We start from the raw sequence: 18,881 nt of genomic DNA on the forward strand, positions 1-18,881 counted from the left end.
GTTTCGAGCTAGGCCCTCGGCGGCGGTCCTGACGAGGCGCCTTCCTCGACGACAACGCACTGCAGCCTCAACGTCTCCAAGACGTGGCTGCGTCGATGGCGGCTTCGACGTCACACAGCACGGGAGACGTCATGGGCATGACCGCGGGGTCGTCTCTGCAACCGCACGGTACGCGGTTGCGTGGCGGGGGTCGGCATCAGCGACGTTCGATGCTTGAATATCTTTGGTGTTGCTTTGGGGTTGCACTTGCGATTCCTAACCCGGTTGATTTGGAGACCTTGTGGCCATTGACGTAGAGAAGCTGGCGCTTCTTCGATCTATTGCGAACGCACTAGCGGAGCGCGATCTGACGGACGTCAATCTGCTCTTTCATGAGGCGGGACTAGGTGAAATTCGATGGGAACGTTGGCACGACAACGACCAGTGGGACGTTACCGAAGCTGACCGCTCGGGGGCCGTGCTGGATACGATCCGGGATCTGCCTCGTGCGGAGGTGGACGAGCTTGCATTGGCCGTTCGCCAACTGTTCGAGGTGTCGATTGAGGTGCAGGCCGAAGAGGAGGCAACACCCCTATTCCTATTCGCGTCCCACCTGGCGTCACAGCGGGCTCTGGTTAGTGAGGTGGGAGAGCACCTCGCCGACTGGGGTGTCACGCTGTTCGTTGCCCACGATTCGATTGAGCCGGATCAGGAGTGGCACGCGGAGATTGAGCGCGCGCTACGCACCTGTGACGCGGGCATCGTGTTCCTCTTTCCGGGGTTCGTTGAGAGTCGGTGGTGCGACCAGGAGGTGGGTTGGCTCCTCGGCCGTGACGTGCCCTCCTACCCGCTGAAGTTTCAGGGGGAAGACCCCTATGGACCACTCGGAAAAAAGCAGGCCTTCACTGTTCGCAGCGGCATGACAGCAGCGCAGGTGGGCGACGCGATCATCGACTGGGTCGGCACCAAACCTGTCCTGGTATCCAAGCGCAATGCATCTTTGGTTGAAGCACTCAAAGCATCGCGGAGCTTCAACCGCACAGACTTGATCTGGGCACGGTTGCATGCAGCGACTGGCATGGGTGCGCAGGAAGTGGGCGGGCTTCTAACTGCGGTGCGGGACAACGATCAGGTCTTCAATGCCTCCGGGGGCGTCCGAAACGGCGAGACGGGCCCGTATGCGGAGTTGGTGTTCAAGCTTGCGCTCGCCCAGCCTGGCTTCAGAGCCAACATCGATCTCGCGCGTGAGGTTGCCCGGGTGCGAAAACTTGAGAGCCTTCTCCCTACTGCTGCCGCACCAGATGCTGACCCAAGGATCTAGCCGGAAGCGACGCTAAACAGACGCCATTGCAGTCTCGCTACCGCTTTTTTTGACGACCCGCAGTGGCAGCGTCGCTCAGATCGGGTGAACCTTGAGCTCGTCGACGCGCCCGACCGATCGCGAAGCGAGATGGTAGGCCGTCGGTCGGTCAGCCCACGTCTCGAGCACGAGTGGAATACCTAGAGTGAGTGTTGCCATAGTGGCGGACCGCACACGCATCGGGCTCATCCTCGTCGAAGATCCACGGCCCGCACCAAATGAGTCGATACCAATCCAATGCAGGCCCGCACGACGCAGTGCGGCGCGCTCGTCGTCGTGAATGAGTTGCTGACGGTCGCGGGTGATGATGCCGTCGAACTGCTCGTCCGATAGGCGCGCCAGGAGATGCACATCCGAGGCCCCACGCGTCTGGAGATCCTTCGCGCTCTGAAACAGCGACCCTCGAAAAAGAATGCGCAGGGCCGTGGTGGTGCTCTCGCCAAGGCACTCGTCGACGAAGAACATGCGCCGGCCGTCGTGCCGGGTCACGCGACCATCCTCACGCGCTGGTCGAAGCGGAGAACATCGGCGATCGCCTCGCGCGTCACCCCGGGGTAGTCGTCAATGAATGCCTCGACGGAATCGTCCTCGAGCGGGTCGACCTGCTCGAGGACGGTCTCGATGTCGACGCGGGTGCCTGCCACGGTCGGCATGCCGCTCATCCGGTGAGGGTCGAGCTCAACGAACTTGGAGGGCCGACGGAAGTCAGCGACTTCGTCTCCGCGGAAGTTTTGGAAGCTCTCGGAGATGTCCTCGAAGGTGTAGATCGGTACCGACCCCGGACTGGCTGCGAGGCCGATCACGAGGCCATCCGGGCCCTCGACGAAGATCTCAGGCTTGGCATACCCGAACCGGTACTCGGAGGGATGGTCGATGAGACCGATGAGGGGGAGGGTCTCGAACGCCTTGGCAATGCGCTGCGCGCTCGCTTGGCCGCGAAGGCGGGCAATCGTACGCAGCGCAGCAAGGTCTCGGAACGAGTAGAGCGGCGGCCGTCCGGGACTGATCTCCGGAACCAGAATCCTCTTCTTGCGCCAGAGTCGGAGCTGGGACGGGGTTACGCCGGTTAGGACGGATGCGAGCCTGTCCCCGTACATCTCGTACCCTCCCCCGGCGCCGTTACTGCTGCGTGTTCCCGGAGCTTATCGATCGGCGCCGACAGAGCACGAGCACCAGGCTGGCTGCGGCTACACTGACGCTCTGACACTCTGACGCGCGAGACCTTTGTGCTCAGATATCCGAGGGTTCCGTGCCCTGCTGGACCGCGACGCCCAGCAGGATACGGAGGATGCGCATCAGACTGCGGTAGACCACCGGAACTCGTGGTGCCCGGAGCCGATCGCGGGCCCGTGTCCGGCGAGAACGTCGGCGCCGGCCTCGTTCTCGCGCTCGTGCAGCGCGCGCGCGGAGGGTGTCCCCCAGCCCTCGGCGCTGCTGCTGCAGTTCCCATACACCGACCTCACCACGAGCAGGCAGAGCTCGATCACGGACCGGACGAAAGACATCCTCAAACGCGACGACATCCTCAAGGTCGCCGCCCTCTACGCCGGCGACCACGATCTCCGCAAGCCCGGCATCTCCCCACTGTTCGGCTCCTCCGCCGGACTCCCGAAGACCTACATCTTCACCGGCACGCGCGACCTCATCCACAATGCCCCCCTCCCCCCGCATGGCGGCGAAGATGCGTGAAGACGGCGTCGACGTTCAGCTCGGAATCTGGCCTAACGGCACCCACCGCTTCACCGGCATGCCGTGGGTCGAAGACCGCGACGCCCGAGCCCGCGTGAACGACTTCATCCACGCCAACCTTCCCGCGAGTACGACGAGCTGAACCCAGGCCACGGATGTCTCCGCTCGAGCCTCCACGGAACCGACGCATCCGGTTTCTTCAGGGCGGGACTCACCGTGCCCAAGAGCACGGTCCCGTCCTGATTCCTGTTCGTCACGCCCCCGTGACCGCGATGCCCTGATTTGTATGACGCCGCGCAACGGCCTGAGAATGCCGCCGTGGAAGATTGAAATCAACGTATTGCGCCGCATCTGCTAAGACTTCTGGCTCATGGCGTCGGATGCCTCAAACTGTTCTGTAGCACCGAGAAAATCATCAGCGCATTTTGCAAGGCGACGACCGAGCACCAATTCGCCCTTCGACTCGCGGTCCGTCCAGTAGCTCCCACTCATGCGCGTCGTTGGGTCACCTGAGGCGCGAAGCACTCCGGACCCGTGATGAATTGGACTTCGGCCCCTAAACCTCAGCTCGGGTTCATTGGAATACAAGTAATGAAGAACCCACGTCTCATCCTCTCGAAGCACGCGAGCGGTCGACGATTTAGAACGCGACTCATTCGAGAGCATGGTCACGCTTACTTGCGAGCTCGTCTGCCTGACGACAATGTAGACCACCTTTGGCGAGATGCGAACACCGGTATTAGGATCGATCCAGAAGGACTCCAGCTGCGCCTCCCAAGTGCCGCTGAGATTGCGAGTCACGCCGGCAAACCGCTGAACTATTGGCCACTTCCAAACTACGCGATCCCATAGAGTAAAGGCGCTTGTAGCAAGAAACACTGCTATCGAAAAATACCGCAAAAATGCGAAATCAGCCGAGTCTCCATTCAACCAGGAACCACCGACGAACACCGCTGAGATCAAAACAGCGATTATGCGGATCGTTGCTCCGCTAATCATTTAAATCCCATGTATTCCCATGCGGCGGCGGCGAATGAGTGAACTTGGCTGCGAGTCCACTTTTGAGAAGAGTGGAAGAGATACTTAGCTTCGTTCACTTCGAGCCATCGTTCGGACTCCTCGGAGGGCTCGGCCACTAGAGTGTAATTGAAAATGTCAGCAAGACACGCACGAAGAGTGGCGGTCCAAGTATTCGTCAAGAAATTGGAGTCAGGACATTGATAAATCAGGCACTCTAGAAGATAAGAAGGAAGTTCGTCTGTTTTTCCCGCGCTGACCAGCACGTTTTCTAGACGCTTAAGAATCCGTACGGTTTTCTTGTAGCGGTAGTTAGTACGGTTATTCTTCGCGATTCCGTTACTGAGCTGAAGTTTCGCATAATTATCGAGGAAGCCGCCGTCCTTCTTGAAAACGCGCGTTCCTTCCCGCACAGCGCCATTAGCGAAATATTCCTTCAAAGTGAAACTCGGCACAACATCCGCGTCAATACGCGATGTGTTCGAATTTACTTTAATTGCAGTGGATCCTGAAGTATCGACGGCGTTCCCGAATTTCGCTCGAATCGCAATCTCTACTTGCTCACGTAGATACCGAGGCGTCCACTGCCCGGTATAGGGAGTTCCGGAATGGTCTCGGTTCGGATCTCTGTCATCATAGTAATAAACGCTTTGGCACTCCACCGCAACATCAACGTCGCTATCACTTCGCACATTGGTGTTGTTCGCGTACGAGCCTTTTGCATACACTGAATACGACATATCACTGAACGCAGGATGCGAATCGATCGCATCCTTAATCATCGTCTCAGTTCGTGTTTGCTTTTCCTGCTCCGTAGCACTGGACGGTCCCGTCCAATTTGCAAGCTGCTCTTCAGAAGTCAACGACCACCCCGTCCTCTTGTGAGGATCATTATGAGGCATGGTGTGAACTGGTTCGCGGAGCACGCGGCAGACCGCCTCGCGGACGACCCCTCCTCCACCCTCTCGTTCTACCGCGACGCTCTCGCCCTCAGGCGAACTCTCCTCCACGGCGAGACGATGCAGTGGCAGCCTTCCCCGAGCGGCAGTCTCCTCTTCAGCCGCACCCCCACGTGGAGTGTGCTCACCAACTTTTCCGACGCGGCCAGGCCGCTGCCCGGCGGGACCGTCCTTCTCGCCAGCCAGCCGCTCCACGACGGATGCGTCCCACCCGACACGACCGTCTGGTACACCCCCGAGGATTCCCACTTCCACCAGGGTGGCCGACCGTGACAGCACGAGCCGTCACCCCGCCTCCCTCGATCGAGGAACCGTGGCTCTGCTCGCGACCTTCACCGCTCGACGTGGGAAAGGGGACCTGATCGCGGAGCTGCTCAGCGACTACGCAATGACCGTCCGCGCAGAGCCGGGCAACCGCCTCTTCGAACCGTCGCGCTCAGCGGAGAACCCCGAGCGATTCGTCGTGGGCTACCTACCTATATAGGTAGGTAGCCCGTGCTCGTTCAGCTCGCGGCGGCCGTCTCGGTGGCGGCCGTGGTACGGGCCGCCTCGACCTCGGCAGCGGCGTGGTGTCCCTGCACGTCGGCGTAGGCGACTTTGTAGGGGCGGGTGGTGTCGTTCCAGTCGAGGGCGACGGTCACGCTCTTGGGATTCACGCGGGTCACGACGTGCCAGCCGAACCGGTGATTGATCATGTCCCCCTTGTTGATCGTCTCGCGGCTGTGGATTGTGACCTGTCCGGCTGCGGCCTGCGCCTCGCGGACGGCGGCCCAGTAGTCGCGCTGGTCTTCGAGCTGCGCGCGCTGGGTGAGCAGGCGCTCCCGGTAGGCGCCGGTCGCGGGGGCGGTCGTCTCGATGTAGCCGCCGCCGAAGTTGTGCGAGCTGCCCTCGATCTTCCGCGTGCAGCCGCGAATATCGGTGTCGAGCCGGTCGATCCGGCGGGCGACCATCGCGGGCGCGTAGCGGGATTCGGTGGTGTGGGCGGCGACGTCGGCGCGGGTGCGGGCGCGGGTGGCCCCGCGGTCGGCCTCGACGCTGCGGCCCATCGCGTTGTGGGCCTTCTCGATCGCGTTGCGGTGCCGGGTCTCGGAGTGGTGGCCGATCTTGATCGGCTCGCTACCCTCCGGGAGCCGGTCGAACGCGCGGCGCGCGGCCGCGTCGGCGGTGTCAGCGTCGGCGGCGCGGCGGTCGGCCTTCGCGTCGAGCGCGTCGACCCTGGCGGTCTGGCGGCCTGGCGCTCGATGGTCGCCGCCTCCGCCTCAATGGTCGGGCGGATCGGCTCTTCGGCCTCGATGGTGACCTCGTGTCCCGCGTCGCGCAGGGCGGTCGCGGCGCGGTTGATGGTCCACCACTTCGGCAGGCTGTCCCTGGACTGCGGGACGTACCAGGCGCCGATGGAGCGGCCCCAGCGCCAGCCGAACGCCTTCAGGATCTCGGCGGTGCCGTCGCCGCGGCTGGTGCCCTCGATGAGGGCTCCGGCTTCTCCCGACCTTGATCGCCTCGCTGAAACTCCGCTGCAAAGCCCTACGCCGTCACCGCGTGCGCGTCGATCCGCGCGAGCAGCTCCTCCTGGACCTCGGGGGACGCCCACGAGCCGAGCACCGAGTTGCGTGCCAGCTGCACCAGCTCGTCGCGCGTGAACCCGGCGCGGGAGGCCAGTGCGAGGTAGTTGTCGGCGATGTACCCGCCGAAGTAGGCCGGGTCGTCGGAGTTGACCGTCACCCGCACGCCGCGCTCGAGCAGCGCGCGCAGCTCGACCGCCTTCATGTCGCTCGAGACGAACGAGTTCGACAGGGGGCAGCAGGTCAGCGCGAGCCCGCGCTCGAGCACGCGCTCGACGAGCTCGGGCGCCTCGACGATGTTCGTGCCGTGGTCGATCCGGTCGACGCCGATCTCTTCAAGCACCTGGCGCAGGTGCTCGATGCTGTTGGGCTGGTCCACGTCGCAGTGCATGGTCAGGCGCAGCCCCGCCTCGCGGGCGAGCGCGAACACCTCGCGGAACTTGGCCGGCGGGTTGCCGCGCTCGTCGGAGTCGAGCCCCACGCCGATCAGCCGGTCGGCGAACGGCAGGGCGCGCTCGAGCGTCTCGCGCGCGCTCTCGGCCGACAGGTCGCGGAGGAAGCAGAGGATGAGCGCGGCGTCGATCCCGAGCTCGGCCGCGTCGACGGCGGCGCGGTGGTAGCCGCCGATCACCGACTCGAACGGCACGCCGCGCGAGGTGTGCGCCTGGGGGTCGAAGAAGACCTCGGCGCGCACCACTCCGTCGGCGGCGGCGCGGCGGAAGTACTCCGTCGCCAGGTCGTAGAAGTCCTGCTCCTCGCGCAGCACGTCCATCGCCGGGTAGTAGACGGCGAGGAACGAGGCGAGCGAGTCGAAGTCGTACGAGAGCGCCGCGGGTACCGGCAGCCCGTTCCGCTCGGCGAGGCGGGCGCGCAGCTCCGGCTCGAGCGTCCCCTCGAGGTGCACGTGGAGCTCGGCCTTGGGGAGGCCGCGGACGAAGGAGTCGAGGGTCACGGGGGCCTTCCGGTTCAGCGGGCCGCCGCGATGAAGTCCATCGCGACGAGGGGTCCGGGCAGTGCCGCGCCGAGCACGGTGCGGGCGGGCGGATCGACGGGGAAGCGCTCGGCGTAGACGGCCGAGGAGGCGGCGAAGTCGCGCTCGAAGTCGGCGAGGATCATCGTGATCCGCACCACGTCGCGCAGCTCCAGGCCGAACTCGGTGCCGAGCAGCCGCTCGATGTTGTCGAGCGCGGCCGCGGTCTGCGCCGCGACGCCCTCGGGCACCGAGCCGTCGCCCGGCGCGAAAGGGCCGATGGCGGATCCGTAGACCACTCCGTGCGCCTCGACCGCGTGGCTGTAGGCCCCGCGGGGCGCGCCGAGCGCTTCGGCCGAGACGAACCGGCGGGGTGCGGCGGTCATCGGAGCGCCGTGGGAAGCGCGCCCGACACGACCCGGCCGCGGGACACGACGGCCACGATGCTCTCGGCCAGCAGGTCGTCGATGCTCTCCCACGGGCGCCCGCGCAGCACGACGAAGTCGGCGCCGAAACCGGCGGCGAGCCGCCCTACGCGGGAGCCGAGCCCGACGACGGCGGCCGCGTCGGAGGTCGCCGCGATCAAGGCGCGCTCGGAGCTCCAGCCGAACGCCGTGCGCATCCGCCGCACCTCGTCGAGCTGCTCGCCCCAGTCGACGTAGACCCCGTTGGCGTCGGTGCCGAGCACGAAGCGCACCCCGGCCTCGCCCGCCGCGAGGAAGCCGGCGTCGCGGGTGGCGACGACGTCCTGCGCCTTGAGCGACGCCTCCGGAGACGACGGCGCACGACCGGCGGCGATCACGTCGTTGATGAAGAGGGTGGGGGCGACCGGGAGGTTCCGCTCGACGAGCGTCGCCCAGTGCTGCGGCCCGATCGCGGTGCCGTGCTCGATCGAGTCGATGCCCAACGCGAGCGCACGGTCGAGGCCCTCGACGGAGTGGGTGTGCGCGGCGACGGGCATGCCCAGCGCGTGCGCCTCGTCGATCGTCGCGGCGATCTCGGCGTCGGTCTGGTTGCGCCAGCCGACCCGGTCGCCCATCGAGAGCACTCCGCCGCTCGTGTAGATCTTGATGCCGTCGGCGCCCGCCCGCGCCCAGGTGCGGACCAGCCGTCGGCACTCGTCGGGGCTGTCGGCGACGCGGTCGCGGTGCGGGTAGTGCGGAGGCACGAAGAGGTCGCCGTGACCGGCCGTCATGCCGACCGCGCCGTGCGTGACGAGCCGCGGCCCGTCGGCGATGCCCTGCTCGAACATCCGCGCGACCGTCATCTGCAGCTCGTCGGCGCCGAGATCGCGCAGGGTCGTGACTCCGGCGCGGGCCGCCTTGCGGGCGTTGTTGGCGATGTGGAACACCCGCTCCTCGCGCGGGGTGATCAGCGGCCAGGAGGCGAAGTCGGCCGTGCCCGCGCCGGAGTAGGCGCCGAGGTGCACGTGGGTGTCGACGAGGCCCGGGATGATCGAAAGGGCCTCCTCGCCGCCGGGCGCCTGCCCGCGGGCGGGGTCGACGGCGGGGTCGACGGAGACGATCTCGTCGCCGCTCCACGCGAGGGTCGCGGTGCCGAGGGCGCGCTGCCCGTCCCAGACCGTGCCGGTGATGGTTCCGTTGCTGCTCATGCCGTTCCTCAGTTCTGTCCGCCGAAGCGGACGGCCGCCAGTCTCTCGCCGATCGCCACGACCGCGTAGGCCACGACTCCCAGCGCCGTGATCACCGCGAGCGACGCCCACAGCTCGTCGTAGCGGAAGCCCGCCGACGCGCGCTGCACGGCTCCGCCCAGGCCCTTCCCCGTCGCCAGCCACTCGGCCAGCATCGCCCCGCTCAGAGCGGAGGGGACCGCCACCTTGGCCGCCGCGAAGATCGCCGGCACCGCGGTCGGCAGGGCGACCTTGAGCAGCACGTCCAGCGGCGATCCTCCGTAGACCGTCACCAGCTCGAACGACTCGCGGGACAGCGAGCGGAGCCCGAAGACGACGGTCACGAGCGCCGGGAAGAAGACCGCGACCGCTCCGACCACGGCGACCGCCGCGAGCCCGTTGCCGATCGCGAGCGTGATCAGCGGGGTGATCACGATCAGCGGCATCGACTTGAGCAGCATCGCGATCGGCATCACCGTGGCCTCGAGCGACCGGACGAGCACGAAGAGCACTGCGATCGCGAGGGCGACGAGCATGCCCGCGGCGTAGCCGATCAGAGCGTCGAGCGCGGTGACGCCGAGATTGCCGAAGACGACGGCGCGGTTCGCGGCGGCGTCCTCCTCGACGAAGAGGTAAGTCGCGACGTCGGTCGGCGTCTTGCCCAGCAGCGGCGAGACGTCGGCGATCGCGAGGAATGCGTACCAGAAGCCGATCGCGAGCAGCGCGGCGAGGGCGAGCGGGACCAGCTCGGCGCGGACGATGCGGAGCGCGAGGCGCGGCGTGAGGTCGCGGGCGCGGCGCGCGGGGGTGCGGGTGGCGGTGGCGGTCATACGACTCCTCCTGTGCGGCGCAGGATCGAGCGGCGCGTGGCGCGCGGAGTGCCGGTCACGCGGGGCATGACCCAGCGGCCGACGGCCGCGATGAGGGCGTAGCCGAGGATCGTGACCACTCCGCTCAGCACCGCGAAGGCCCAGGCGCGCTCGACGTCCATCTGGCGCTGCGCGACCGCGAGCGCGACTCCGAGGCCCGTCGTCACTCCGCCGAGGTACTCGCCGAGCACGGCGCCGAGGATCGCCGCGGGCACGCCGACCTGCAGCGCCGTGAGCGTCGCGGGCACGGCCGCGACGGCCTGCACCTTCACGATCTGCGCCCAGCGGCCGCCGCGGTAGGCCGCGACGAGGTCGAGCGCGGTGCGCGGCGCCGAGCGGACGCCCAGCAGCGCGCCGATGAGGGTGGTGAAGAAGACCAGCAGCGCGGCGAGGAAGATCGAGGTGGTCCGGCCGCCGAAGATCACGAGGATCACGGGTCCGACCGCCGTCAACGGGAGGCAGTGGCTGATCACGCCGATCTGCTCGATCACGCGGTGGGTCCACGGCAGCAGCAGCGCGACGACGGCGAGCGCCAGCGCCGCGAGGGTGCCCCAGAGGTAGCCCCACCCGGCCGCGAGCACGGTGTCGCCGACATTGCGGAGGTAGAAGAGCGGGCCGTCGCGGAGGAACGCGGCGACGATCGCGCCGGGGCTCGGCACGGCGCGGCTCTCGCGGTAGACGGTCTCGGCGAGGATCCACCAGACCGCGACGAAGACCGCGAGGCCGGCGAGGACGCGCCAGTTCGTGCGCAGCCGGGTCACCCCCTCGTCCTCCATCGCCACGCCGTGCTGAGAGAACAGCAGGTCGGTGATGCGGTCCTCGATCGCGTGGAACTCGGGGCTGCGCAGCATCTCGACGGTGCGCGGACGCGGGAGGTCGATGTCGATGACCTCGACGATACGGCCGGGCCGGGGCGACATCACGGCCACCGTGTCCGACAGGAGGATCGCCTCGGCGATGCCGTGCGTCACCATCAGGGTGGTCGCCGGCCGCGCGGTCCAGATGCGCTGCAGCTCGAGGTTGAGCCGCTGGCGCGTCATGTCGTCGAGCGCTCCGAACGGCTCGTCGAGCAGGAGCAGATCGGGCTGCACCACGAGCGCGCGGGCGATCGAGGCGCGCTGGCGCATGCCGCCCGACAGCTGCGACGGGTAGGCGTCCTCGAAGCCGGTCAGCCCGACCAGGTCGAGCAGGTCGGGGATGCTGTCGCGCTTGGACGCCTGCCGCGTCAGCTCGAGCGGCAGGCGCACGTTGGAGCGCACCGAGCGCCAGGGCAGCAGCGCCGAGTCCTGGAACGCGATGCCCAGCTCGGCCTTCCGCTTGGTGCCGACGACGGGCGTGCCGTGGATCGAGACCGAGCCGGTCGTCGGCTTCTCGAGCCCGGCCAGCATCCGCAGGATCGTCGACTTGCCGCAGCCGGAGGGCCCCAGCAGCGACAGGAACGACCCGCGCGGCGTGACGAGGTCGACCTCGGCGAGCGCCTGCACCGACCGGGAGCCCAGGTCGAAGCGCTTGCTCAGGCCCGACAGGCGGATGCCCTCGGTGCCGTTCTCGGTGGTGGTCAACGTCTCGTCCTCTCGCGCGGGTCGTCAGGGGGTGCTCGGGGCTCGGCCCTCGAGCAGCTCCGGGTGCTCGGGGCCTAGCCCTCGAGCAGCTCCGGGTGCTCCTCGTAGACCTCGTCGATCAGCGTGGTGTCGAACAGCTCGTCGGCGTCGAGCTCGATGCCGGTCAGCGCGAGGGAGGCGACCGACTGCTCCTGCAGCTCGTCGCTGATGGTGAGCAGGCCGTTCTCGTCGGTCTCGGGAGTGCTGATCAGCTCGGTCTGGGTGACCATGACCTGCGCCTGCTCCTCGACCTTGTAGTTCTGGTCGGCCGCGTAGTCGGTGACGACGGTCTCGGCGGTGGCCTCGGGGTCGGCGACGGCGTCCTGCCAGCCCTGCACGAGGGCCAGCAGCAGCGCCTTCACCTTCTCGCGCTCGTCGTCGATGCTCGACTGCGCGACCACGATCGTCTCGCCCACCATCGGCAGGCCGGTGTCGGCGAGCAGGAACTGCTGCGCCGAGAAGCCGCGCTGGTTGAGCGTGTTCGCCCCGGCGGTCGCGTAGCCGATGTAGCCGTCGACCTGGCCGGTGGTGAGCAGCGTGGAGTCGGTGAGGGGCACGCGGTTCACGTCGGACTCGTCGATGTCGTTGGCGGCGAGGAACGCGCGCCAGACGAGGTCGTTGCTGTCGCTGACTCCGATGGTCTTGCCGACCATGTCCTCGGGGGTCTCGATCGGGGCGTCGGTGAGCGACACGATCGCGAACGGGTTCTTCTGGTAGGTCGCTCCGACGATCTTCATCTCGGCGCCCTCCGAGATCGCGGGGCCGGTGATCAGGGGGAGGAGACGCCCGCGAACGCGGATCCGCTCGCGATGGCGGTCTCGGCGCCGGTCGCGCCGGTGCCGCCGGGGGTCAGGGTGACCGAGTCGAAGCCGGCGTCGGTGAAGTGGCCGTTCGCGTCGGCGAGGTACTCGCCGGCGAACTCCACGTGGGGGACCCAGGAGAGCTGCATCGCGGCCTCGCCGAACGAGCCCTCCTCGCCGGTCCCGGAGGCGCTCGCGTCGGAGCCGCTCGAGCAGGCGGTGAGGGCGGTGGTGGCGGCCAGGGCGACGGCGAGGACGCCGAGCGCGGCGCGGCGGCGCGACCGGGTGAGGACGGTGAGGGGCATGCGGGCTCCAATGAGGCGACGGGTGAGGTGGGGCGGGCCGGGGGGAGGCGGGTTCCAGTCGACCGCAGTCGGGACGCCGAGCGCCTCGTCGCACGGAGGATTTCCGTCCGCGGTCCGCGCGCGCTCCTCGATGCAGGGGGAAACCGTGTTGCGGTCAGGTTTCCAGCCTGCCATCGCGGGTTTCGACTCCGCTCTGCGTGGAGTGTGGGAAAGAGTCGCACCTGGAGTGCTGCACGATTCGAGGAACCTGGCGGGAGGCGGCCACGATGCGATCGGGCCGAGCCGCTCCGGGCACCCCCGGGAGGCCCACGCCGCGCACAACCTCAGCTGAGAAGGGGGTCCGACGGCTGACAACGGACAGACCCCCTTTTCAGCTGAGGTTCTGCGATCGGTCACTCCGAAGGACGCCCCGCGACGCCGCCTCGAGCGCATTCGGCCCACCCGCTCGCCCACCCGAACCCCTGACGGGTGCCAGCGGACCTCGGGGGTGCGCTTCTAGGTTGAGGGACACCCGCCGCCGCGGGCATCGCCCCCAGGAGCCGCCCGTGTCCGATCCGTCGCTCGTCACCCGTGTGCCCGGAGAAGCGCTGATGCAGGCGCTGCGGGAGGCCATGTCACCGGAGCAGCCGCAGGCCTCCGCCGCCCGGCTCTTCGGGGCGAGCCCGATCCCGACCTCCGCGCGCAGCTGGTACACCGGCCTCCTCGGTGAGCTCGCGGTCGCCGACGAGCTCCGCTCCCTGCCCGAAGGGTGGCTGGTGCTGCACTCCGTGCCGGTGGGCGACCGCGGGAGCGACATCGACCACGTCCTCGTCAGCCCCGCCGGCCGGGTGCTCACGGTGAACACCAAGCACAGCCCGGGCGGACGGGTATGGGTCTCCCCGAGGGCCTTCCTCGTGAACGGGCAGCGGCGGCCGTACCTCCGCAACTCGGGCCACGAGGCCGCTCGCGCCGCGCGGCTCCTGAGCACGGAGACCGGCGGGAGCGTCGACGTGCTCGCCGTCATCGTGGTGGTGGGCGCGAAGCTCACCCGGAAGGGCACGCCCGAGGGCGTCGCGGTGATCACGATCCGCGAGCTGTCGGCGTTCCTCGCCCGGAACGCGTCTCCGACGCAGAGCGCGGTCTCGACGGAGCTCGTGCGCCACGCGGTCGTCCAGCCGCGGACCTGGACGCGCGGCAGCACGGCACCGGAGCTCTCGACCGATCACCTCGTGTGGTTCCTCGACCTCCGCGACCGCGTCCGCGCCGCCGCTCGACGCAGGAACGCCTGGGTGCTCACGGCGCTCGTCGGCTCTCTCGCCGTCCCCGTCGGTGCGTTCGCCGTGATGGCCGCGACGGTGACGTCGGTGGGCTTCTGAGCGGAGCGCCGCCTCAGGCCGGCGCCAGCTCCTGCAGGCCCGTCACCCGCAGCAGGTCGAGGCGCGCCTCGTCGCCCGATCCGGGGGCGGCCGTGTAGACGACGATCCGCAGGTCGCTGCCCGGCACGCTCAGCACGTCGCAGTCGATCGTCAGGGGTCCGACCGGAGTCGAGGTGAGCGTCTTGCGGCTCGACCGGTGCTCGGCGACGCGCGCCTCGGACCAGCGGCGGGCGAAGTCGGGGGACTCCGCCAGCAGCCGCGTCACGAGCTGCGCGAGCGCGCGATCGTCGGGGTAGCGGCCCACCGCGGTGCGCAGATCCGCCGTGAGGTCGGCCGCGAACTCCTCCTCGTGCCACTCGTCGAAGTCGGTGCCCGCGTGCCCCTGCGTGAAGTGCCGCCACACCAGGTTGCGGTCGAGCCCCGTGAGCGCCGAGGGATCGCCGTTCACCGCGGCCCAGAGCGGGTTCCACAGCAGAATGTCGTGGGCCGCGCTGAACACGGCGAGCGGCACGTCGCCGAGCCGGTCGACGATCCGCTGCACGCCCGGCGTGATGTGGCGCGGGACCTGCGCGCGGGTCGGCGGCGCGACTCCGGCGACCCGGAAGAGGTGGTCGCGCTCCTCCTCCGTCAGCCGCAGGGCGACGGCGAGCGCGCCGAGCAGCTGGGCCGACGGGTTCACGGCCCTCCCCTGCTCCAGGCGGACGACGTAGTCGACGCTGACGCCGGCGAGGGCGGCGAGCTCCTCGCGCCGCAGCCCGGCGGTGCGACGGCCGGACCCGGCGGGCAGGCCGACCTCGGCCGGGCGGACGCGCTCGCGCCAGGACCGCAGGACACTCGCGAACTCGCTCATGCCCCCATCGTCCTCCGTTCTCGGGCGCCGGTCCTGGTACCGGTGGTCCCCCTGTCGAGCGGTACCTGGGCGCCGTCGTCGACCTGCCGCACGCTGGGGACATGACAACGACACTGATCACCGGGGCCAACCGCGGCCTCGGACTCGAGACCGCCCGCCGCCTCGTCGAGGCCGGCCACACCGTCTATGCCGGCCTGCGCGACCCCGCCACGGGCGACGACGTCCGCGCGCTCGGCGCCCATCCCGTGCAACTCGACGTCGCCGACCAGGCGAGCGTCGACTCCGCCCTCGCCTCGCTCCCCTCCCTCGACGTCCTCGTGAACAACGCCGGCGTGCTCGGCACCTCGTTCGGCGTCGACGACCTCTCGGCGGAGGCGATGGCGAGCGTGCTCGAGACCAACGTGGTCGGCCTCGTGCGGGTGACGCAGGCCGCGCTGCCGCTGCTGCGCCGCTCCTCCGCCCCCGTGATCGTCAACGTGGCGTCGGGCGTCGGCTGGCCGCGCTCCCTGTCGACGGAGGGGCACGACGAGTTCCCCGTGCTCGCGGTGCCCTACGCGGCGTCGAAGGCGGCCGTGATCGCGCTGACCGTGCAGTACGCGAAGAACCTGCCCGCGATGCGGATCAACGCGAGCGACCCCGGCTACACGGCGACCGACTTCAACGGCAACAGCGGGCACCAGACGGTGACGGAGGGGACCGACGCGACCGTCGCGCTCGCCCTGCTCGGCGCCGACGGCCCGACCGGCGAGTTCCACGACCGGCGCGGGCGCATCGAGTACTGAGCTCGCGCGCCGCGCCGGACCGGGTGGCGGTCAGCTGCCGAGGGACGGAGTGTCGAGATCCGTCGGAGCCTCGGAGTCGTCCTCGGCGGGCGGAGTCGGGCGCGGCGCCTCGTCCCCGCGCTCCGCGGGCGGGGTCGGGTGCTCGCCCTCCGCGGGCGCGGTCGGGCGCTCGCCCTCCGCGGGCGGGGTCGGGCGCTCGCCGTCGGCGGGCGGAGTCGGGGCGCCCTCGGGAGGTGTGGGCAGCTCGCCGTCGGCCCCGGGCGCGGGGGGCGTCGGGCGCTCCCCGTCGGCCGGCGGAGTCGGGAGCCCGGCGGCGCCCGGTCCGGCGGGTCCGCACTCGCCCGGCGCGGGGAGCGCCGGAGCCGTGCCCTCACCGGCCGCATCCGTCGCTCCGGGCGTCGGCGCCGTGCTCGACCCGGGCACGGGGGCGGCGCTCGGCGTCGCCATCGCACTCGATCCCGGAGTCGACGAGGGCCCGGGTGCCGCTGCGAAGGCGGCCGTCGAGCCGAGGGCCGCGAGCCCGAGAGCTCCCGCCGCGATGCCGACCACGAGCCGGGTGCGGGGGCGGCGGGGGCCGCGGGGCGTGTCGGTGGTGGTCTCGTCCATGGTGCTTCTCTCCTCCGTCCGGCGTTGCGGCGGACCCGGTCGGGCCCGGCTCGCCGCCGGTTCCTCATCAGACTCCGAAGCGGTTCTGAAGCCCCGCTTAAGAACAGCGTCCGCACAGGTGGCGCTGTGCCGGCCGATAACGGCCGCTCCTACGCTCAGCGGATGCCCTCCGCCGCCCGCGTCCTCCTCGTCGAGGACGACGACGTCCTCCGCTCCTCCGTCGACACCGCTCTGCGCAGCGAGCGCTTCACGGTCCGCGCCCTCGCGAGCGGCGAGGACCTCGCGCGGGAGGTCACCGCGTTCGCACCCGACCTCGTCGTCCTCGACTGGATGCTGCCGGGCCCGAGCGGCATCGTGCTGGCCGAGCGGATCCGCCGCTCCAGCGACGCCGCCGTGATCATGCTCACCGCCCGCGACGCGGTCGACGATCGGCTCCGCGCGTTCGGCGAGGGAGTGGACGACTACGTGGTCAAGCCGTTCTCCCTCGCGGAGCTCGTCGCCCGGGTGACCGCGGTGCTGCGGCGACGCGGGCGCGTCCCGTCGATCATCGAGATCGGCGACCTGGTCGTGGATCCCGAGGCCGGTCGCGCGCGCCGCGCCGGTGCACTGCTCGACCTCACCGCGACCGAGTTCCGACTGCTCGCGTTCCTCGCGGGCAGTCGTGGACGCACGCTGACGAAGACGCAGATCCTCACCCAGGTCTGGGGCTACGACCATGTCGACCCCAACCTCGTCGAAGTCCACCTCAGCTCGCTGCGCAAGAAGATGGAAGTACACGGCGATCGCCTCGTCCACACCGTCCGCGGACTCGGCTACCGGGTGGACGCGTGAGCACCGTGCCGCTGCGCACCGGATCGCTCCGCCTCCGCACCGTCGTCGCGGTGCTGGTGCTGCTCACCGTGCTGCTGGCGGCCCTGTCGGTGACGGTGCAGGCCGTCCTCGGCGAGCGCCTCCGCTCGCAGATCGAGGGGCGGCTGGCCGATCGCGCCGCCGCCGCGGCCGCACTCGTGGGCACCCTCGGCGACGACGACCTGGCCGCCCGCCTGTCGGCGCAGGGCGTCTCGGTGCGCATCACGAGCCCCGACGGCGAGGCGGTCGTCGCGGGGCCGAGCCCGGAAGAGCTGCGCCGCGGACCCGGCAGCGGTCTGCCCTCCGGCCCCGGTCCCGCGCCCGAGACTCCGGCGGCGGCGAGCGCTCCGGCTGATCCGGCGGACACCGTCACCGTCGTCTCCTCCGCCGTCACCGCCGACGACGATCTCGTCACCCTCGCCTCGACCCTCAGCGACGGCACCGAGCTGGTCCTGACGGCCGACGGGAGCTCGGTCGGAGCGACGCTCGCCTCGCTGAACGGGATCCTGCTCGGGGCCTCGGCCGCAGTCCTCCTGCTCGCGGCGGCGGCGCTGATCGTGGTCGTCCGGGCGACCCTCCGGCCCCTCGAGCGGATGACCACCGTCGCCCGCTCGATCGCCCGCGGCGACCGCGGCCGCAGGCTCCGCCCCTCGCGCCCCTCGACCGAGCTGGGCCGCACGGCGTCCGCGTTCGACGAGATGCTCGACGACCTCGAGGCCGCGGAGAGCAGCGCTCTGGCGGCCGAGCAGCGGATGCGCGCCTTCGTGTCCGACGCGGCGCACGAGCTCCGCACCCCGGTGGCCGGCATCCGAGCCGCCGCCGATGCCCTCGTGCGCGCCGACGGCTCGAGCGAGGAGCGCGAGCGGCTGGCCGTGCTCGTCGTGCAGGAATCGCTGCGTGCAGGGCGGCTGATCCAGGACATGCTGCTGATGGCGCGGCTGGACGAGGGGCTGGCCGTGCGCTGCGAGCCGGTCGACGCGTCGGCGGTCTGCGCCGCGGTGCTCGAGCGGCAGCGCCTGCGCCGACCCGGGATCGCGCTCGAGCTGCGGAGCGCGGACGCGGCGCCGCTCGTTCTGGCGGATCCCGACCGGCTCGAGCAGATCGTGGGCAACCTGGTCGAGAACGCGGGGCGCTTCGCCCGCTCGCGCATCGAGGTGTCGATCGCCGCGACATCGGGCGGAGTCGCGCTGAGCGTCGCCGACGACGGGCCGGGCGTCGCCGAGGCCGATCGCGAGCGGGTCTTCGATCGGCTGGTGCGCCTGGACGATGCCCGCAACCGCGCCGACGGCGGCGCCGGACTGGGACTGCCGATCGCCCGCGGACTCGCGCGAGCGCAGGGCGGCGACCTCGTCTGCGAGCCGCGATCCGGCAGTGCGTGCTTCCGCGTGACACTGCCGGCGTCGACTCCGGCCGCCGCTCGCTCCGCCGCTCCGTCCGCCCGCTCTGCCGCTCCGTCCGCCCACTCCGCCGCTCCGTCGTCGCGCTCTGCCGCCCGCTCCGCCGCTCCGTCCGCCCACTCCGCGAAAATCGTCGTACTCGACTCCGAGCACGACGACTTCTGAGGACTCGACGACGGGTCGCTCGCCCCACTCCGCGGAGGTCGTCGCACTCGAGCCCGAGTACGACGACTTCCGAGGACTCGACCCGAGCAGAGCCGACCAACCGGCCCGCCACTCGCCAGAAGTTGCGGTGAACGCT

20 protein-coding genes and 1 pseudogene are annotated in these 18,881 nt (G+C 69.6%); 7 read left to right on the forward strand and 14 right to left on the reverse strand.

From position 1 onward, the window contains the following. The first annotated feature begins 280 nt into the window (after window positions 1–280). A complete protein-coding gene (locus AC0CID_RS11335; RefSeq protein ID WP_465226887.1) occupies window positions 281–1,300 on the forward strand; it encodes a toll/interleukin-1 receptor domain-containing protein in 1,020 nt (339 codons plus the stop codon). Between the two features lie 75 nt (window positions 1,301–1,375). Here the strand turns inward: AC0CID_RS11335 and AC0CID_RS11340 are convergent, their stop codons facing one another. Together AC0CID_RS11340 and AC0CID_RS11345 are read right to left on the reverse strand one after the other, a co-directional pair. After that, complete coding sequence (locus AC0CID_RS11340; RefSeq protein ID WP_465226888.1) at window positions 1,376–1,828, reverse strand: PIN-like domain-containing protein; 453 nt, start codon at window positions 1,826–1,828, stop codon at window positions 1,376–1,378. Continuing rightward, window positions 1,825–2,436, reverse strand: coding sequence for a DUF433 domain-containing protein (locus AC0CID_RS11345; protein ID WP_465226889.1), 612 nt, complete (start codon window positions 2,434–2,436; stop codon window positions 1,825–1,827). Before AC0CID_RS11345 ends, AC0CID_RS11340 begins: the two co-directional genes overlap by 4 nt. 127 nt (window positions 2,437–2,563) lie before the next feature. Here AC0CID_RS11345 and AC0CID_RS11350 point away from each other — a divergent pair, with 127 nt between their 5' ends. Further along, window positions 2,564–3,028: an alpha/beta hydrolase fold domain-containing protein gene (locus AC0CID_RS11350; RefSeq protein WP_465226890.1), complete on the forward strand. Its 465-nt coding sequence runs from the start codon at window positions 2,564–2,566 to the stop codon at window positions 3,026–3,028. A 354-nt stretch (window positions 3,029–3,382) separates the two neighbouring features. Here AC0CID_RS11350 and AC0CID_RS11355 read toward each other — a convergent pair whose 3' ends face one another. After that, window positions 3,383–4,027, reverse strand: a complete 645-nt coding sequence (locus AC0CID_RS11355) for a Cap15 family cyclic dinucleotide receptor domain-containing protein (RefSeq protein WP_465226891.1) — start codon at window positions 4,025–4,027, stop codon at window positions 3,383–3,385. Beyond that, window positions 4,024–5,199, reverse strand: a complete 1,176-nt coding sequence (locus tag AC0CID_RS11360) for a nucleotidyltransferase domain-containing protein (protein ID WP_465226892.1) — start codon at window positions 5,197–5,199, stop codon at window positions 4,024–4,026. Before AC0CID_RS11360 ends, AC0CID_RS11355 begins: the two co-directional genes overlap by 4 nt. A gap of 118 nt (window positions 5,200–5,317) precedes the next feature. Between AC0CID_RS11360 and AC0CID_RS11365 the strand changes: the two genes are divergently transcribed. Continuing rightward, window positions 5,318–5,488 (forward strand): putative quinol monooxygenase, encoded by a 171-nt coding sequence (locus AC0CID_RS11365; protein ID WP_465226893.1) that lies wholly within the window; start codon window positions 5,318–5,320, stop codon window positions 5,486–5,488. A gap of 19 nt (window positions 5,489–5,507) precedes the next feature. Here AC0CID_RS11365 and AC0CID_RS11370 read toward each other — a convergent pair. The 8 genes and pseudogenes from AC0CID_RS11370 to AC0CID_RS11405 form a co-directional block, all read right to left on the reverse strand. Then, window positions 5,508–6,221 (reverse strand): annotated as a pseudogene (locus AC0CID_RS11370) (DUF3560 domain-containing protein); the annotation flags it as partial. A gap of 307 nt (window positions 6,222–6,528) precedes the next feature. Beyond that, window positions 6,529–7,518 (reverse strand): adenosine deaminase, encoded by a 990-nt coding sequence (add, locus tag AC0CID_RS11375; RefSeq protein ID WP_465226894.1) that lies wholly within the window; start codon window positions 7,516–7,518, stop codon window positions 6,529–6,531. A 14-nt stretch (window positions 7,519–7,532) separates the two neighbouring features. Continuing rightward, the gene (locus AC0CID_RS11380) at window positions 7,533–7,922 is read right to left on the reverse strand and encodes a RidA family protein (RefSeq protein WP_207407932.1); all 390 of its coding nucleotides are present in this window, start codon (window positions 7,920–7,922) and stop codon (window positions 7,533–7,535) included. Then, on the reverse strand, window positions 7,919–9,148 hold the full coding sequence (locus tag AC0CID_RS11385) for an amidohydrolase family protein (protein WP_465226895.1): 1,230 nt from the start codon (window positions 9,146–9,148) through the stop codon (window positions 7,919–7,921). The genes AC0CID_RS11380 and AC0CID_RS11385 overlap by 4 nt, the downstream gene beginning before the upstream one ends. An 8-nt stretch (window positions 9,149–9,156) precedes the next feature. Further along, window positions 9,157–9,996, reverse strand: coding sequence for an ABC transporter permease (locus AC0CID_RS11390; protein ID WP_465226896.1), 840 nt, complete (start codon window positions 9,994–9,996; stop codon window positions 9,157–9,159). Further along, window positions 9,993–11,597 carry an ATP-binding cassette domain-containing protein gene (locus tag AC0CID_RS11395; protein ID WP_465226897.1) on the reverse strand — a complete coding sequence of 535 codons (1,605 nt, stop codon included), beginning with the start codon at window positions 11,595–11,597 and terminating at the stop codon, window positions 9,993–9,995. Before AC0CID_RS11395 ends, AC0CID_RS11390 begins: the two co-directional genes overlap by 4 nt. A 74-nt stretch (window positions 11,598–11,671) precedes the next feature. Next, on the reverse strand, window positions 11,672–12,436 hold the full coding sequence (locus AC0CID_RS11400) for an ABC transporter substrate-binding protein (RefSeq protein ID WP_465228091.1): 765 nt from the start codon (window positions 12,434–12,436) through the stop codon (window positions 11,672–11,674). Beyond that, complete coding sequence (locus AC0CID_RS11405; protein WP_465228148.1) at window positions 12,406–12,741, reverse strand: hypothetical protein; 336 nt, start codon at window positions 12,739–12,741, stop codon at window positions 12,406–12,408. Before AC0CID_RS11405 ends, AC0CID_RS11400 begins: the two co-directional genes overlap by 31 nt. A 545-nt stretch (window positions 12,742–13,286) precedes the next feature. On the opposite strand from AC0CID_RS11405, the gene AC0CID_RS11410 reads away from it, so the two are divergent. Continuing rightward, window positions 13,287–14,096 (forward strand): nuclease-related domain-containing protein, encoded by an 810-nt coding sequence (locus AC0CID_RS11410; RefSeq protein WP_465226898.1) that lies wholly within the window; start codon window positions 13,287–13,289, stop codon window positions 14,094–14,096. 13 nt (window positions 14,097–14,109) lie between these two features. Here the strand turns inward: AC0CID_RS11410 and AC0CID_RS11415 are convergent, their stop codons facing one another. After that, a complete protein-coding gene (locus tag AC0CID_RS11415) occupies window positions 14,110–14,946 on the reverse strand; it encodes a helix-turn-helix transcriptional regulator (RefSeq protein WP_465226899.1) in 837 nt (278 codons plus the stop codon). 101 nt (window positions 14,947–15,047) lie between these two features. On the opposite strand from AC0CID_RS11415, the gene AC0CID_RS11420 reads away from it, so the two are divergent. After that, complete coding sequence (locus AC0CID_RS11420; RefSeq protein WP_465226900.1) at window positions 15,048–15,728, forward strand: SDR family NAD(P)-dependent oxidoreductase; 681 nt, start codon at window positions 15,048–15,050, stop codon at window positions 15,726–15,728. A gap of 30 nt (window positions 15,729–15,758) precedes the next feature. On the opposite strand, the gene AC0CID_RS11425 is transcribed toward AC0CID_RS11420, so the two are convergent. Next, window positions 15,759–16,334, reverse strand: a complete 576-nt coding sequence (locus tag AC0CID_RS11425; protein ID WP_465226901.1) for a hypothetical protein — start codon at window positions 16,332–16,334, stop codon at window positions 15,759–15,761. A 162-nt stretch (window positions 16,335–16,496) separates the two neighbouring features. Between AC0CID_RS11425 and AC0CID_RS11430 the strand changes: the two genes are divergently transcribed. Further along, window positions 16,497–17,165, forward strand: a complete 669-nt coding sequence (locus AC0CID_RS11430; RefSeq protein WP_465226902.1) for a response regulator transcription factor — start codon at window positions 16,497–16,499, stop codon at window positions 17,163–17,165. Continuing rightward, a complete protein-coding gene (locus AC0CID_RS11435) occupies window positions 17,162–18,745 on the forward strand; it encodes a HAMP domain-containing sensor histidine kinase (protein ID WP_465226903.1) in 1,584 nt (527 codons plus the stop codon). Before AC0CID_RS11430 ends, AC0CID_RS11435 begins: the two co-directional genes overlap by 4 nt. Window positions 18,746–18,881 lie beyond the last annotated feature (136 nt).

The organism is Rathayibacter sp. AC451, assembly GCF_979253095.1.

Coding starts and splice junctions, on each gene's coding strand:
- AC0CID_RS11390 (WP_465226896.1), bottom strand. CDS start 9,996: ATGACCGCCACCGCCACCCGCACCCCCGCGCGCCGCGCCCGCGACCTC.
- AC0CID_RS11345 (WP_465226889.1), bottom strand. CDS start 2,436: ATGTACGGGGACAGGCTCGCATCCGTCCTAACCGGCGTAACCCCGTCC.
- AC0CID_RS11430 (WP_465226902.1), top strand. CDS start 16,497: ATGCCCTCCGCCGCCCGCGTCCTCCTCGTCGAGGACGACGACGTCCTC.
- AC0CID_RS11355 (WP_465226891.1), bottom strand. CDS start 4,027: ATGATTAGCGGAGCAACGATCCGCATAATCGCTGTTTTGATCTCAGCG.
- AC0CID_RS11385 (WP_465226895.1), bottom strand. CDS start 9,148: ATGAGCAGCAACGGAACCATCACCGGCACGGTCTGGGACGGGCAGCGC.
- AC0CID_RS11405 (WP_465228148.1), bottom strand. CDS start 12,741: ATGCCCCTCACCGTCCTCACCCGGTCGCGCCGCCGCGCCGCGCTCGGC.
- AC0CID_RS11415 (WP_465226899.1), bottom strand. CDS start 14,946: ATGAGCGAGTTCGCGAGTGTCCTGCGGTCCTGGCGCGAGCGCGTCCGC.
- AC0CID_RS11425 (WP_465226901.1), bottom strand. CDS start 16,334: ATGGACGAGACCACCACCGACACGCCCCGCGGCCCCCGCCGCCCCCGC.
- AC0CID_RS11380 (WP_207407932.1), bottom strand. CDS start 7,922: ATGACCGCCGCACCCCGCCGGTTCGTCTCGGCCGAAGCGCTCGGCGCG.
- AC0CID_RS11420 (WP_465226900.1), top strand. CDS start 15,048: ATGACAACGACACTGATCACCGGGGCCAACCGCGGCCTCGGACTCGAG.